Genomic DNA, 14,779 nt, shown 5'->3' with positions numbered 1-14,779 from the left:
CTAACTAGATACCTTGAGTAGAAATGTGTAGGTTTAGTGAATCCGTTATGTAGCAACACCGTTTGTACTGAGCGATCAAGATTCAGAAAGGATAGCAGGTTATTACACTTTGGCTTCTACATCAATTCAAGTAGAAGATTTACCAGACGAGATCCGTGTAAAACTGCCTAGGTATCCTCTTATCCCAGCAACGCTGTTGGGCCGGCTTGCTGTCGATGAACGCTATCAGGGGCAAGGGCTAGGAGCTTTTTTACTGGTCGATGCTCTGCGGCGAAGTTTGATGAGTGAAATTGCGTCAATGGCAGTGGTGGTAGATGCTAAGGATGACCAAGCACGGGCTTTTTATGAACATCATCGATTTACGCCGTTTTTTAACCAGTCTCGACGGTTGTACTTACCGATGACAATTATTGCAAAACAGTTTTCAAATAAATGAACTCTGCTATGCTCTTGTGGAACGGGCGTCCCCGCCCGTTTTAGACAAGAGAGCGTTTTAGACAAGAGAGCGTTTTAGACAAGAGAGCGTTTTAGACAAGAGAGCGTTTTAGACAAGAGAGCGTTTTAGACAAACAAGAGAGCGGGCGAGGACGCCCGCCCCACAAGATACAACAAGATGTTGTTTATTAATCTCAAAATTGCTGTAAAATCTCAAACACCTAAACCTTGAACTGACAATTCAGGTGGATGTTCTACAGTAAACTGGTAATATATCTCTCGCTTTGCTTCAGGTGGCAGAGTCAAAGCCCATTCCAATATCCCCATTTCACCTAGTTGAATTTGCGGATTGCTGCGTGTGAGGCGAACTTTGACCTGCTCGTTACGGCTAACTGGCAGTTGTTCGGTGAGTTTTAAATAAATTTCTTGATTCAATAAATTGGTAATGATAATCCGATAACCGTAAGTAATCCTGCGATTGTTACCTATTAGCTTTTTATCGACTTGACGCTCAACTAAGTCACGCTCAATATTTAAACTTTCATCAATGCCCAAGTTTAGCTTGAACTCTTGACCGAGTGCAGTATTTTCTAATCGAGTTGTTCCTACAAAGGTATTGTCTCGAAAAATATTTGCTTTGCCTGCTAGTAAAGTGGCACCATTTGTGATGTTCTTCACGTTCGCTTGTAGATAGGCGAAGCTTACCAAACGCGGTGCGGCTATATACTCAAACTGACAGGGATAGTCATCGTTAAAAATTGTCGTTTTATGAGGTGCGCCGTCACTGGGAATATGACCGCTACTATTTAATTTAAAACTAACGGCACTTCCTTCTCTGGAAATTTCTGCCATAACGCTTTCGGCTTGAACAAAGTTTTCTTCTAATTGCTCAGTATCGGTATAATTATTTTCTGTAGTAGAAGATGCCATAGCCACTCCCGGCGTGAGTCGGTGCATGGCTCTTGCACGCAGGAGATTTTCTGGAGGACTTGGGACATCTATAAACCAAGGTTCTGCTTTGGGTGGTAACGTTCCCAGCCCTGGTTTGGCAGTGGAGAGGGTTAAGGTAACACCAATCCAATCTTCTCCAGTACTTTGGCTGACTTCTGCTAAATAGTTGAGGTTGAGGGAATGACTGTTGGTATTGACTGCTAGATCGTAAAGTGGCACCCAACTAGCATTTAGGACTACATAGGACACCTCTAACTCAAAGTCACCCGCACCAGCAGGTTCTACCGCTATAGTCAAGCAAAAATTTTCTTGACCATGAGAGGTTTGGAGTTGTTGCATCTGTTGGCGGAGAACTTCTAACTGCTTGTCTAGTTCTTGCTGTTGAACCTGGTAATCTCCTGTAGCGATCGCATACTCGGCATATTGACTTCCCAAAAAGTTCAAAAAATCCAAAGTTTCGCTAGGGCTGAGATTTTTGCGTGACAAACTCTGTGCGAAAGGTTCTTCTGTTTTTTCGCGCAAACCCTCTAGAAACTTAGATTGCAAATCCAAAGCATCAATTTGGGCTTGTAAAAAGCGCCATTCTGCTTCCATTTGCTGAATTTGCCCCTTCAATTGTACAAGCTGCCTTGTTGCTGGTTCGGATGTGAAGACTCTTTCTACGCTTACTTGTGATAAGCGTACCGTCACCGTACCCATACCACTGACTCTGACCGATTCTGTATCTAAAGTATTTGGTAATTTGGTAACGATTAATTCCCGTTCAAGTCCTGTAAGCGTGACAACACCCTGCCTTGTTACTAGAGCTTGGTCAGTGTAAACTGTCACTGCAATAATTTCAGTTTCTACTGCTGTCATTTTGGATTTTAGATGCGTGGATGAGTGGATTTTAGATTGAGAAAGCCTTGCTAAGACTTAATTTCACCCAACTATCTGTCACATTCTTTTTTCAAATATATATTTTGTGTTTAAGAAAGATTTTGAACGACAGTCGAAGAATCGCTCCCTTTGCACGGTTAAAGAGGAGCTTGAAGAATTGTAACTAGGTCACAAGGTTTTAAAATTCCACTTTCAGTTCGCTCTCATTGACCACAGTATAACTAAAGTCAACAGTTCGATCCGAAAATTGCTTTGCAGCTTCTAACAAATACTCAAAATAAGTACGAGCAACGATAGATAGCTGTTTTCCTGCAGGATAAACCATGTACCAATTCCGTTGAATGGGGAAATGTTCCACATCCAAAACAGTTAAATCTTTGCCATCAATTAAGGTGTGTCGGGAGAGAACGGAAATTCCCAAACCACCTGCGATCGCCTGCTTTATCGCCTCATTACTTCCCAATTCTAGTTTGACTTTTACTGTCACTCCCTGCTCATCAAATAACTTCTGCACGGCTCGCCGCGTACCCGAACCAGGTTCGCGCATAATAAAAGGTTCTTCAGAAAGACGTTGAACAGGAATATTCTTTTCACCTGCCAAAGGATGATTGATTGGTGCTAAAACAACGAGAGGATTAGGTAAAAAGGGTTGGTAACTGACATCCAAATGTTCGGGAACTTGACTCATGATATACAAGTCATCCAGATTACCGACCATGCGTTCTAGAATGCCTTCGTGATTTGTCACTTGCAGGGCAATATCAATCCCAGGATAGAGTTGACAAAACGGACCAAGTAAGCGTGGAATAAAATATTTTGCTGTGGTGATGACAGCCAGACGCAATTGTCCTCGCTTCAGCCCTTTTAAATCTGCCACTTTCATTTCAAATTGAGAGATTGTCTCAAAAATTTGCCGACAAGTGGCGAACAGTTCGCGACCAGCTTCTGTCAGATACAAGCGCTTCCCGACTTGCTCAAATAATGGCAATCCCACCGATTTTGTCAGTTGCTTGATCTGCATGGAGACGGTGGGCTGGGTAAGAAATAATTCTTCAGCAGCACGAGTAAAGCTCCCATGACGAGCTGCAGCCTCGAACACTTTCAACTGATGCAGCGTTGCTTGGTTCAAGGGGTATTCTCCTCTAATAACAATAGATATAAATCTAGTATCACTGAATACCTATGATTGATGCAGCATTCTGATAGTAAAAGTTATGAGTCATATATTATAGATAAAAATGGTCATTGGTCACTGGTCACCGATCACTGGTCACCGATCACTGGTCACCGATCACTGGTCACTGGTCACTGGTTATTCTTCTGTCACTTTCATGGGTAATTCGGCTAAGTCTGGTAACTCCAAAAGTTCTACTTCTGCAATTTGTTCCTTGAAACTGATTGGCAAATTGAAAGGTTGACGTTCCTCTATCCAACAACTAGCCACTGGTAAGGTTTCCTCCAATTCATCTAATGGTCTGGGAATAACCATGACTGCATTTAATTCCCCAATGCGTTCTGCTTCGTACATCCCAACTTCTACTGCTACGACTACATTCGCAACAGAGCCTCGAATAATAGCCGTACACAAACCCGCACCAATTTTTTCATAGGCTGCTAATTGGACATCAGCAGCTTTGAGCATTGCATCCGCAGCTCCCACCATTGCTGGAAAACCCCGCGTTTCTACCAAACCTATGGCTTGGTTGCTCAAACGACTGTAGCCATCCCCTTGTGAAAGTACGCTAAAGCGTTTGGAAATAGGTAGTATCACTTCCAAGTTGGGGAAAGGTCGGGCAAGGACTAGGCTAGAAACTTGTTGGTGCATTTGTTCGCCAACTTGAACTCCAGTCTCTACCGCCAAACGTACATCCGCGATCGCACCTCTGACAATAGCAGTACAATAACCGCCGCCTATTTTTTCATATCCAACCAGGTGAACCCCTGCAGATTTCAACATATTATCTGCTATACCGACTATTGCCGGAAAACTTTCAGTAGATACCAGCCCTAAAGCAGTATCTTTGAAGTCGTCTTGACGGTATGATGACTGCATTTTCTTTGTCAATCTCTAATTATATGCGTTTAAATACCAAGTACCCAAAAATTGGAGTGATTCGGAGTCTTTTGGGATTAACCGCAACCCCGAATCGTTGTGAGTTGCACTTTCATTGCTTACACACAATAATTAGCACTTCTTCAGCGTGACCGTCATGTACTTCTAGCGTAGCTTAAGGATTTTTTTTGTGGGGAAACAATGTAACCATTAGCCGTTGTATGTTTTCTTGTCCGTAAATAAAGGTGCCAATAGTAGTTGATGAATTGGTAGAAGTTTCTTCTGTTGTGGAAGTAGAGGGTTCAGCGCTTGAGGGAGGTTCCCGTTGATGGGGTTGCTCGCTTAATGAATCGGGAGATGAAGCCTTTTCTTGTCCCCCTGTCTCTTTCTCTTCCTGTTCTTTCTTTCCAGGCTCTAACTCTGTACTACTTGAACTTGGATGACTTGCAGACAGTTGTGGCTCTTTTGTATCACCAATCAGTTCGGCAGATACAGTCATGCGGCGGCTGCTATCTCCAATAACCGAACCAGCAGCAACAACTTGTCCGGAGTCAACAGAACAATTAAAAACTGTTGTTGCTGCTCCTATACAGGCATTTGCTCCTATTTTGCCTTGTCCAATCATTAAGAACCCAGAGCCAAGGCTTGCGCCCGCTTCTACCTCTAAGGTTCCTTCATGGACTTGGAGAATTGACCCCATTCCAATACAGACCCCCGAACCGATAATAATTTTGCTGTTTGGAGCCGCTTGGAGTATCACACCAGGTGCAATGACAGCACTTGGATGAATAACCACCTCGCCACCAATATAAGAATCAAAGCTATCTCTTAGGCGCAGTGGTGGCACTGACATGGTAACTGTAACCTCTAAATTTTGATCGAGGGGGAGGAATGATTTTGGATTTTGGATTTTGGATTTTGGATTCAATCTAAAATCCAAAATCTAAAATCTAAAATTCCTACTCCCTACCTTACGGACGTTGAATAATCACCTCTGTGACACGGCGCTTAGCGTTGGGGTCAATGCCAACTAAGCGCACGTATTCTCCTGGATACTCTGTCAGGAAAGCTTCCAATGCTGATGCTGCTTTTGATGCGGAATTAGCTTCAATCTGTCCGCAGCTAGACCAAGAACCAGTACGGAATCGCCGTTGATCTACGTGTTCTGCACTAATTTTATATCCACTGGCAATTAGCTGTCGCAGCTGGTCAACGACTTCAGAACTTAAACGGGTACTGGTAGCCGATGCAGTTGCTGTGGAGTGGCTGGAGGAAGATGCACTAAATCCTGAACTGGAGGAGCTAATTGAAGAAACTGGAGCGCCCGGTCTTTGAATGATGGTTTCTAATACCCGACGCTTGGCTTTGGGGTCAATCCCAATCAGCCGCACGTACTCGCCTTGGTGAGATCTCATACATTCTTCTAATGCAGCAATGACCTCTCTTGTACTTGTTGCATTCACAGGGCTACAGCTTTGCCAAGAACCCGTGCGGAAGCGACGCTCATCCACGTGTTCCATGCCAATTTTGAAACCCTGGTTTAATAACTGGCTGATTTGCTGTGTAATATCGCCGTTAATTTTGTTGCTACTCGTGCTTGTACTGTTGCCATTGCCGTTGTAGCTGCTATTGCTCGTTGATGTAGTAGGAGCCTTAAAAGTAGAAGATGGGTTTGCAACTCCATCCGGACGTTGTATTATCGTCTCCAACACGCGCCGTTTGCCATTGGGGTCAATACCAAACAGGCGTACATATTCTCCTGAGTGATCTCTCAGACAACCTTCCAAAACTGCGATCGCTTCTCCAACGGATCTCGCTTCTATGGGTTGACAACTTTGCCAAGAGCCTGTGCGGAACCGTCTTTGGTCTACATGCTCTGTGCCAATCTTGTACCCTTGCTCCAACAGGTAGCGTACCTGTTCTACTGTTTCAGCACCCAAGCTACTGCTCGCCACGTCATTACTCCTTTCTAATCCGTTAACACCGTTGCTTGTATAAGAATTATCTAACTCATCTCTAACTCTTCTAATACACTTACTATCTGCAGCACAAAGATAGCCAGATCGCAAAGCCTGGTTAATCCCTACAACATGGTGGGCAAAGTGCTTATCTTGGTCTTGCACATCCGGTAAGCGATCTGCTTGTTGCTGAGTAGTAATTATAGCTCCAGAAGGTACGTACTTACCGGGAGGAATTTCCACCTCTTGGATCAAAGCGTGCATCATGACAATGCAGCCTGCCCCTACCCTAGCGTTAAATACTGTTGAGCGAAAGCCGATAAAGCAATTGTCTCCAACATAGGCAGGTCCGTGAATGAGAGCCATATGAGTAATAGAAGCATTGCTACCAATCCATACCGAATACTCATTTTGGTCATCACCAACGATCCGTCCTTGCTCCAATCCATGAACAACCACACCATCCTGTAGGTTAGTGTTTTCACCTATATAAAAAGGCGTACCCTCATCTGCCCGAACAAAAGTGCCTGGTGCAATAATTACATTGGCACCGATATGTACATCTCCAATAACGTTGGAAAAAGAGTGTACAAATGCACTTTCATGGATTTTCGGCTCAGCTAAATTTCTTGACCACGGGGTTGGGGGTGCTGCCGTGCTGCCAACTACTATCACGCTTAATTCCTCCTCTAATGTTCTTGGTTAGTTGTTAGTTGTTATTTGTTAGTTGTTATTTGTTAGTTGTTGGTTGTTAGTTGTGGTTGTTAAATATCAAACCACTAACCACTAACCACTAACTACTAACCACTAACCACTAACCACTAACTACCTATACTGATCCTTCTTGCTGTAAATCAGCCGATCTTCAACGTGGACTGTATCAATTATTGCCACGACGGCTGCATCTACAGGACGTTGCTCATTTCCTAAAATTTGACGGGCAGCACTGCCACGACAAACTAGTACCCACTCATCTACTCCAGCACCCACACTATCAGCTGCTACCTCGTATTCTTGCTGAATACGCCCTTCTTCATCTACCAATTGCAACAGCAGTAGTTTGACACCCCTAAGACTTGGATCTTTTTGCGTGCTAACTACTGTGCCGCGAACTCTTGCAATTTGCATTACACGTTATGGTCTTCTACCACCAAAAGGACGAATCGCATTAACATTCTCGCGGAATTGTTCTACATCTTCGGTGTATCGAATAGGCAGAACATACTCCAAATTTTCGTGGGGGCGAGCAATGATGTGTGTGGACAGAACTTGTCCGCCATTGACTCGCTTTACGGATTCAACTCCAGCAGAAACAGAAGCTTGTACTTCCGAAACATCCCCCCGAACAATAACCGTTACGCGACCACTTCCAATTTTCTCATACCCTACTAAGGTCACACGAGCTGCTTTTACCATTGCATCTGCTGCTTCTACAACAGCTGGAAAGCCCAGCGTTTCTACCATTCCTACTGCGATTGACATGAATTTTGTTCCTCTGTACTTAAAAAATGAACACAAAACTTATGGATTTTAGATTTTAGATTTTGGATTTTAGATTGAAGGTTCTGGATCTCACAACTAGCTTCTGTACTATTGACCGACTTGGTCGTGAGTCAAGCTTCATACTGGACTGGCGCTCTAGGCAGAAACCAGTTTTTTTACCCAGTTTTAGGATACTGGCTTAACGCTCCAGTGAGCCAATCCACTCATCCAAAATCCACTCATCCAAAATCCAAAATTCTTAGGTACGGAATTGCTCCACGGCTTCGGTGTAGCGGATGGGCAAGACGTATTCTAAGTTTTCGTGGGGACGGGCAATAATGTGAGTGGATACAACCTCACCGCCATTAACTCTTCTGGCTGCTTCAACTCCCGCAGCCACTGAAGCTTGGACTTCAGATACATCTCCGCGAACGATTACAGTAACCCGAGCACTGCCGATTTTTTCATACCCTACTAAAGTGACGCGAGCGGCTTTCACCATCGCATCTGCAGCTTCCACTACCGCTGGAAACCCCTTTGTTTCAATCATTCCAACTGCAATTGGCATCGCAGAACTCCTGAATAAGTTATTGCAATATGTACTGAAGATCCGAAAATCTAGATGGGGATGCCGATCTTGAGACTGAAAAGCATATCCAAATTAAGCATAGAAAAGCTTTGCACCTCTGGCAATATAAATTACCATAATAGTTTGTAATAAAAAAGATTTGAAAATTTTAACATAAATTCAGGACGGTGATTTTGCTCAACCGAACTTCACAAATTCCTAGAGCAGCCACTTCTGCTTTATAATTTTTTTATGACATAGGCTAAGACAGGTTCGTAGAAGAGTAAAATCCATCCGAAGAGGAATGGCAAAAAACGAGGGGTTGCTCTTCTGCTGTCTTTCCTCGTTTTTCGCTAGCCGTGTAAAAACTGTATAAAGAAAATATATAATTTTTAATCATCTACCTTAGAAACTAGGTTTTTGTCATTAGCAATTTCATTTCACAAACAAGGACTGAATAAGGGTAGGAAAATTATGTTTTTTCAACGATCTTATCTTTTTTTTGGATCTTAGAGGGAGAAAATGAAAAAATCGTAGTGAAAAATCCATTGGGAATTATCCAAGATTGTCGGGGTATTAAATCGTTTCATCAAATCATCAAAGTATTGTTTTCTAGGGAATCTTTAGATGAATGAGTTTCTGTTTTCAACAAGTTGGTGTATACCTTTTTATGGGTTATTAGGTGCGCTTTTAACCTTACCTTGGGCAATGGGACTTGTTAAACGTACAGGACCCAGACCAGCCGCTTATTTCAACCTGTTAACAACAGTTGTGGCTTTTGTTCACAGTCTGGTGTTATTTGTAGAGATCTGGAATAGGGAACCAGACAATTTTGTCTTTACCTGGTTTAAGGCTGTAGATTTTGACTTGTCCTTTGCTTTGGATATTTCTCCTGTCAGTGTTGGCACAATAGTTATGATCGGCGGGGTAAGCTTGCTGGCACAAACTTACGCCCTTGGTTACATGGAGAAAGACTGGGCATTGGCGCGTTTCTTTGCCTTGATGGGATTTTTTGAAGCAGCACTGAGTGGGTTAGCTATCAGCGATTCCTTATTTCTCAGTTATGCCCTCTTGGAAATGCTGACTCTTTCCACCTACTTGTTGGTTGGATTCTGGTACGCACAACCTCTGGTAGTAACTGCTGCACGAGATGCATTTTTGACTAAGCGAGTGGGAGACTTACTCCTACTCATGGGAGTGGTGACTCTTTCCGCCATGGCAGGTAGCTTAAATTTCTCAGATTTATATGAATGGGCGCAAACGGCTGAGTTAAGCCCTGTAACGTCAACTTTATTAGGTTTGGCATTAATAGCAGGACCTGCTGGTAAATGCGCTCAGTTCCCCCTACACCTGTGGTTGGATGAAGCGATGGAAGGTCCTAACCCAGCTTCGGTTATGCGAAACTCAATGGTCGTAGCGGGTGGGGCTTACATACTGTACAAACTACAGCCACTTCTAGCACTGTCTCCAGTTGCCCTAAACGCTTTAATTATTATGGGTACCGTGACAGCAGTGGGTGCATCGTTGGTATCAATTGCCCAAATTGACATTAAGCGATCGCTATCCCATTCCACAAGTGCATATATGGGGTTGGCATTTTTGGCAGTCGGGATGCAACAAGGGGGTGTAGCGCTGATGTTGCTATTCACTCATGCCGTTGCCAAAGCACTGCTATTTATGAGTTCTGGTTCAGTGATATTTACCACCAGCACTCAAGACTTGACAGAAATGGGTGGTTTATGGTCACGAATGCCAGCAACCACCACGGCGTTTGTGGTTGGTTCAGCCGGTATGATAACGCTGCTACCGTTGGGAAGCTTTTGGGCAATGTTGGGCTGGGCTGATGGTTTAGCTTTAGTTAGCCCTTGGGTCGTTGGAATTTTAGTACTAGTGAATGGTTTAACAGCATTAAATTTAACAAGAGTCTTCCGATTAGTCTTTTGGGGTGAAGCACAACCAAAAACCCGTCGCACGCCAGAAGTTGCTTGGCAAATGGCACTTCCAATGGTGGCACTAACCATAGTGACTTTGTTAGTTCCTATCATGCTACAGCAATGGTACTTACTTCCGGAATTAAAAAGTATAAATTGGTACATAGTAGCCATTTTATTGTCTTCTAGCTTAGTAGGGGTCGCGATCGGGTCAAGTATTTACCTGCACAAAGCTTGGTCAAGATCCAGAATTCTAGCATGGAGATTTGTCCAAGACTTACTGGGTTATGACTTTTACATTGACCGAATTTATCGAGTGACAGTAGTCAGTGCAGTGGCATTGCTTTCTAGGTTTTCTGCTTGGAGCGATCGCTATTTAGTTGATGGTTTTATCAACCTAGTAGGGTTTGCAGCGATATTTAGCGGGCAATCTTTAAAGTACAGTGTATCAGGTCGTTCACAAGGTTATTTGTTAACCATCATCATTGGTGTCAGTTTTTTAGGTTTCCTAATTAGCTGGTCATTAGGTTTGTTAAATAGCTGGCATTTTTAGTAGGAGCGCAATGCCTTGCGTCCCTACCCCCTAATCCCCTACCCCCTAATCCCTATGCTCAGTGCTTTAATTTTGGTGCCGTTGCTAGGTGCGGCATTAATCAGTTTTTTACCTTTTGGAATGACTCCAAAAGCTTCCCGTACATTGGCTTTGGTCATTGCAAGTGTTACTTTCATTTGGGCAGTAGTACTGGCAAGTTTGTTTAACCTGGGAGAAGTCCATCAACAGTTCACCGAGTTTTTGCCTTGGATAGAGAGTCTGGGTTTAAACTATCGTCTTGGAATAGATGGTTTGTCGTTACCGTTGTTACTTTTGAATGGGTTGCTAACTATTATTGCCATCTACAGTAGCGATGCAGAAATTAGTCGTCCTCGCTTTTACTACTCCTTACTCCTAGTCTTAAATGTTGGAGTTAATGGAGCTTTTATTGCACAAGATCTACTGCTCTTTTTCCTGTTTTACGAAATAGAACTCATTCCCCTATACCTGTTGATAGCAATTTGGGGTGGAGAAAAACGAGGCTATGCAGCTACTAAATTTCTCATATACACTGCTGTTTCTGGAATCATCATTTTAGCGAGTTTTCTGGGTATAGTCTGGCTGAGCGGTTCTTCTAGCTTTGCACTAAATGCCATAAATACCCAATCTTTGACGTTAGAAACTCAAGTTCTCTTGCTGTTAGGAATTTTGATTGGTTTTGGTATCAAAATTCCCTTGGTTCCTCTACATACTTGGTTACCCGATGCTCACGTTGAAGCTTCCACACCTGTTTCAGTACTGTTAGCTGGGGTGCTGCTTAAATTGGGAACTTATGGTTTGCTGAGATTTGGAATGTACTTATTGCCAGAGGGTTGGCATTATCTCGCCCCCGCATTGGCAATTTGGGCAGTGGTGAGTGTACTTTATGGCTCATCTTGTGCGATCGCCCAAAAAGATATGAAAAAAATGGTGGCATATAGCTCCATTGGACACATGGGCTACGTGCTTTTAGCAGCCGCAGCAGCAACACCTCTCAGTATTTTGGGAACTGTGTTGCAAATGATCAGCCATGGGTTAATTTCAGCACTCCTGTTTTTACTTGTGGGAATTGTCTATAAAAAAGCCGGTAGCCGTGACTTAGACACTCTCCGAGGACTGCTCAATCCCGAACGAGGAATGCCAGTGATTGGGAGTTTGATGGTTTTGGGCGTCATGGCAAGTGCTGGCCAACCCGGTATGGTTGGGTTTATTTCTGAATTCACCATTTTTCGCAGTAGTTTTACGGTTTTCCCTGTACAAACCCTTGTGTCCATGATTGGTACGGGTTTAACGGCTGTTTACTTCTTGCTTCTCACAAACCGTGCTTTTTTTGGACGCTTGTCCCCACAAGTTTCAAATTTACCTCGTGTTTCTTGGGCAGAACGTGCGCCTGCAGTTGTTTTAGCAGTACTGATTGTGATTTATGGTATCCAACCCAATTGGTTAGCACGTTGGACTGAATCGACAATCGCAGCAATGATGGCTGGTTTCTAGTAGGGAGTAGGGAGTAGGGAGTAGGGAGTGAGGGAGCAGAGGTGATAACTAATGCCCAATGCCCAATGCCCAATTCCCAATTCCCAATTCCCAATCCAAAATCCAAAATCCAAAATCCAAAATCCAAAATCCCCTCATTTTTAGGAGTCAATCAAACATGATCGGCATTAAAAAAAAACTTACTAACGATTACCCATTATTTGAGTATATTGAACGGTTGGAAGCAGGAGGAGCATTACTGCCAAATACTCCTGAGAATTTACTAGAAGCCGTTGGTATTCTTAAAAGTTATGGTGTCGTTTTAGATGCCTATTCTAAAAATCTTATTTACATTGCCGAAAATCAATTTTTGGTTTTTTTCCCCTTTTTCAAATACTTTAATGGGGAATTTTCTGTTAATAAATTACTAAAACATTGGTGGCACGATCGCATTAATTTTGAATATGCCGAATATTGCATGAAAGCGATGCTTTGGCATGGTGGTGGTGGCTTGGATGAATATTTAGATACAGTAGAGTTTAAAGAGAACGTCCAAGCTGTTATTGCTGCAAAATTTAAAAACAATCCCTTCATTTTGGGAATAAACCAATTATTTCCTGATTTCCTAATTGAACAAATGCGTGTTTTCTCTTACTACAGCGCATTGGGGCAATTCTGGCGTGTCATGGCTGATATATTTCTCTCTTTATCTGATCTCTACGATGAAGGAAAAATCCAGTCTATTCCCGAAGTTGTAGACCATATCAAAGCGGGGTTGGTAGCAGATGCTAACAAACCCATTACCTACTCAGTCAAAATTCGAGATAAAGTTTACGATCTTCTCCCCGCTTCTATTGGGTTAACATTCCTAGCGGATACAGCAATACCTTATGTAGAAGCAGTCTTTTTCCGAGGTACACCCTTCCTCGGTACAGTTTCATATAATGCTCAAGCTTATCAAATTTCCCCTGACCAAGCTCGCTTTCAATATGGTGCATTATATGCAGATCCTTTGCCAATTGGAGGTGCTGGGATTCCTCCCACCTTGCTGATGCAGGATATGCGTCACTATCTCCCAGAGTATTTGCACGAAGTTTATCGTCGCAGTCGCAGGGGAGAAGACGATCTGCGGGTACAAATTTGTATAAGTTTCCAAAAGTCTATGTTCTGCGTGACGACTGCAGCAATTTTGGGGCTTATGCCTTATCCTGTGGATACTAAAAATCCTGATGAGCAACAAGCCAATCGCTTGTATTTGCAACAGTGGCTTGACAGGCTAAAGACTTCGCGATTGTCCGAGCTTAACGAGGGGTCTAGTTTTTGTCTGGTGGCTCTACCGCAGAAGGTGTAATGAAGGCAGAAGGTCAAGGTTTTCAGGACATAAATTCTCCCATATTTTGGTATTGTGGGATGGGCGTCCCCGCCTGTCCTGTATAAGTGGCGGGTCAATACTGCAAGGGATACGATAATTGATCTGTCAGAACCCCGGTATCTTTGAGATACCGGGGTTCTAATTTCCGCTTATCCGATTAGTATTGAGTGGCGGGCGGGGACGCCCGCACCACAAGAAATTTTGGGATATTTCTGTTATTTGGAAGTCCCTAAAATCTTCTCTTCTGCCCGAATTAGTTAAAGCTGAGTACGGTCTGTTAAAATCTCGTAACCCGTCTCTGTTACCAATACGGTATGCTCGAACTGAGCCGACAAAGAATTATCAACCGTGACTGCTGTCCAATGGTCTGATAAGATCCGCGTAAACTTAGAGCCAGCATTCAAAATTGGCTCAATTGCCAGCGTCATTCCAGCACGTAGTTTGACGTTTGGCATATCGCGAGTGCGGAAATTAAATACGGAAGGTTCTTCGTGTAAATTACGACCAACACCGTGTCCGGTAAAATCCTCTACTACACAAAATTTATTGGCTTTGACGTGATCTTCAATTGCTCCCGCAATATCCATGAGGTAGTTTCCTGCTTTAACCTGTTCAATGCCCTTGTAAAGAGCTTCTTCGGCAACACGAATCAAGCGAGCAGCTTCTGGAGTGACCTCACCAACAGCAATTGTAATGCAAGAATCGCCATGAAAACCTTGATAATATGCACCCGTGTCTACTTTTAAGACATCTCCAGCACGAATAACTTTTTTTGGACTGGGTATGCCGTGTACAACTTCATTGTTAATACTGGAACAAATGGAACCTTTAAAACCATGGTATCCTTTAAAGCTAGGCGTTGCATCCATTTCCCGGATGCGCTTTTCCGCATGAGCATCTAAGTCGGCTGTGGTCATCCCTGGCTTAACCATCTCGGAAATTTCTTTCAGTACGGTTGCCACTATTTTTGCGGATTGCCGCATAATTTCTACTTCACGCGGGGATTTGAGTTCAATTCCCCTACGCTGTTTTTTTTCAGTTTGACGATCGCTCTGAGCTGGTTGAGAAAGCAGGTGACTGAGAATGTTCATGAGAATTGTGTTTTT

At 43.3% G+C, this 14,779-nt stretch carries 13 protein-coding genes; 4 read left to right on the top strand and 9 right to left on the bottom strand.

Annotated features, from left to right (window positions below; all coding sequences use genetic code 11):
- Positions 1–109 precede the first annotated feature (109 nt).
- Entirely contained in the window at positions 110–436 is a 327-nt protein-coding gene (locus tag WA1_RS32435; protein WP_017747335.1) for a GNAT family N-acetyltransferase, read from the top strand.
- Positions 437–648: 212 nt separating this feature from the next.
- Here the strand turns inward: WA1_RS32435 and WA1_RS32430 are convergent, their stop codons facing one another.
- From WA1_RS32430 to WA1_RS32395, 8 genes are all read right to left on the bottom strand, one after another.
- A complete protein-coding gene (locus WA1_RS32430) occupies positions 649–2,244 on the bottom strand; it encodes a mucoidy inhibitor MuiA family protein (RefSeq protein ID WP_017747336.1) in 1,596 nt (531 codons plus the stop codon).
- A gap of 199 nt (positions 2,245–2,443) precedes the next feature.
- On the bottom strand, positions 2,444–3,394 hold the full coding sequence (locus tag WA1_RS32425; RefSeq protein WP_017747337.1) for a LysR family transcriptional regulator: 951 nt from the start codon (positions 3,392–3,394) through the stop codon (positions 2,444–2,446).
- Between the two features lie 183 nt (positions 3,395–3,577).
- Positions 3,578–4,318, bottom strand: coding sequence for a beta-carboxysome assembly protein CcmO (locus WA1_RS32420; protein WP_017747338.1), 741 nt, complete (start codon positions 4,316–4,318; stop codon positions 3,578–3,580).
- Between the two features lie 175 nt (positions 4,319–4,493).
- Positions 4,494–5,171, bottom strand: a complete 678-nt coding sequence (locus tag WA1_RS32415; protein WP_026135097.1) for a beta-carboxysome scaffolding protein CcmN — start codon at positions 5,169–5,171, stop codon at positions 4,494–4,496.
- Between the two features lie 118 nt (positions 5,172–5,289).
- Complete coding sequence (locus WA1_RS32410; RefSeq protein ID WP_026135098.1) at positions 5,290–6,948, bottom strand: beta-carboxysome scaffolding protein CcmM; 1,659 nt, start codon at positions 6,946–6,948, stop codon at positions 5,290–5,292.
- Positions 6,949–7,101: 153 nt separating this feature from the next.
- A complete protein-coding gene (locus WA1_RS32405; RefSeq protein WP_017747341.1) occupies positions 7,102–7,404 on the bottom strand; it encodes a beta-carboxysome shell vertex protein CcmL in 303 nt (100 codons plus the stop codon).
- A 6-nt stretch (positions 7,405–7,410) separates the two neighbouring features.
- Positions 7,411–7,758: a carbon dioxide-concentrating mechanism protein CcmK gene (locus WA1_RS32400; RefSeq protein WP_017747342.1), complete on the bottom strand. Its 348-nt coding sequence runs from the start codon at positions 7,756–7,758 to the stop codon at positions 7,411–7,413.
- A gap of 259 nt (positions 7,759–8,017) precedes the next feature.
- Entirely contained in the window at positions 8,018–8,326 is a 309-nt protein-coding gene (locus tag WA1_RS32395; RefSeq protein WP_009457333.1) for a carbon dioxide-concentrating mechanism protein CcmK, read from the bottom strand.
- 627 nt (positions 8,327–8,953) lie between these two features.
- On the opposite strand from WA1_RS32395, the gene WA1_RS32390 reads away from it, so the two are divergent.
- The 3 genes from WA1_RS32390 to WA1_RS32380 all read left to right on the top strand — a co-directional run bounded on the left by WA1_RS32390 (position 8,954) and on the right by WA1_RS32380 (position 13,652).
- Complete coding sequence (locus tag WA1_RS32390; RefSeq protein WP_066613103.1) at positions 8,954–10,810, top strand: NAD(P)H-quinone oxidoreductase subunit F; 1,857 nt, start codon at positions 8,954–8,956, stop codon at positions 10,808–10,810.
- A gap of 54 nt (positions 10,811–10,864) precedes the next feature.
- On the top strand, positions 10,865–12,322 hold the full coding sequence (locus WA1_RS32385; protein WP_017747344.1) for an NADH-quinone oxidoreductase subunit M: 1,458 nt from the start codon (positions 10,865–10,867) through the stop codon (positions 12,320–12,322).
- Between the two features lie 157 nt (positions 12,323–12,479).
- Complete coding sequence (locus WA1_RS32380) at positions 12,480–13,652, top strand: CO2 hydration protein (RefSeq protein WP_033336321.1); 1,173 nt, start codon at positions 12,480–12,482, stop codon at positions 13,650–13,652.
- A gap of 278 nt (positions 13,653–13,930) precedes the next feature.
- On the opposite strand, the gene map is transcribed toward WA1_RS32380, so the two are convergent.
- Positions 13,931–14,764 carry a type I methionyl aminopeptidase gene (gene map / locus WA1_RS32375; RefSeq protein WP_017747346.1) on the bottom strand — a complete coding sequence of 278 codons (834 nt, stop codon included), beginning with the start codon at positions 14,762–14,764 and terminating at the stop codon, positions 13,931–13,933.
- Positions 14,765–14,779 lie beyond the last annotated feature (15 nt).

The sequence above is a fragment of the Scytonema hofmannii PCC 7110 genome (assembly GCF_000346485.2).
Taxonomy (GTDB): domain Bacteria; phylum Cyanobacteriota; class Cyanobacteriia; order Cyanobacteriales; family Nostocaceae; genus Scytonema; species Scytonema hofmannii.
Note: the sequence above shows the minus strand (reverse complement) of the source record. Positions and strands in the feature narration are given on the sequence as shown.

Excerpts from the sequence above, each read along its gene's own strand:
- WA1_RS32430 (WP_017747336.1), bottom strand. The coding sequence starts at position 2,244 with ATGACAGCAGTAGAAACTGAAATTATTGCAGTGACAGTTTACACTGAC.
- WA1_RS32420 (WP_017747338.1), bottom strand. The coding sequence starts at position 4,318 with ATGCAGTCATCATACCGTCAAGACGACTTCAAAGATACTGCTTTAGGG.
- WA1_RS32415 (WP_026135097.1), bottom strand. The coding sequence starts at position 5,171 with ATGTCAGTGCCACCACTGCGCCTAAGAGATAGCTTTGATTCTTATATT.
- WA1_RS32405 (WP_017747341.1), bottom strand. The coding sequence starts at position 7,404 with ATGCAAATTGCAAGAGTTCGCGGCACAGTAGTTAGCACGCAAAAAGAT.
- WA1_RS32400 (WP_017747342.1), bottom strand. The coding sequence starts at position 7,758 with ATGTCAATCGCAGTAGGAATGGTAGAAACGCTGGGCTTTCCAGCTGTT.
- WA1_RS32395 (WP_009457333.1), bottom strand. The coding sequence starts at position 8,326 with ATGCCAATTGCAGTTGGAATGATTGAAACAAAGGGGTTTCCAGCGGTA.
- WA1_RS32390 (WP_066613103.1), top strand. The coding sequence starts at position 8,954 with ATGAATGAGTTTCTGTTTTCAACAAGTTGGTGTATACCTTTTTATGGG.
- WA1_RS32385 (WP_017747344.1), top strand. The coding sequence starts at position 10,865 with ATGCTCAGTGCTTTAATTTTGGTGCCGTTGCTAGGTGCGGCATTAATC.
- WA1_RS32380 (WP_033336321.1), top strand. The coding sequence starts at position 12,480 with ATGATCGGCATTAAAAAAAAACTTACTAACGATTACCCATTATTTGAG.
- map (WP_017747346.1), bottom strand. The coding sequence starts at position 14,764 with ATGAACATTCTCAGTCACCTGCTTTCTCAACCAGCTCAGAGCGATCGT.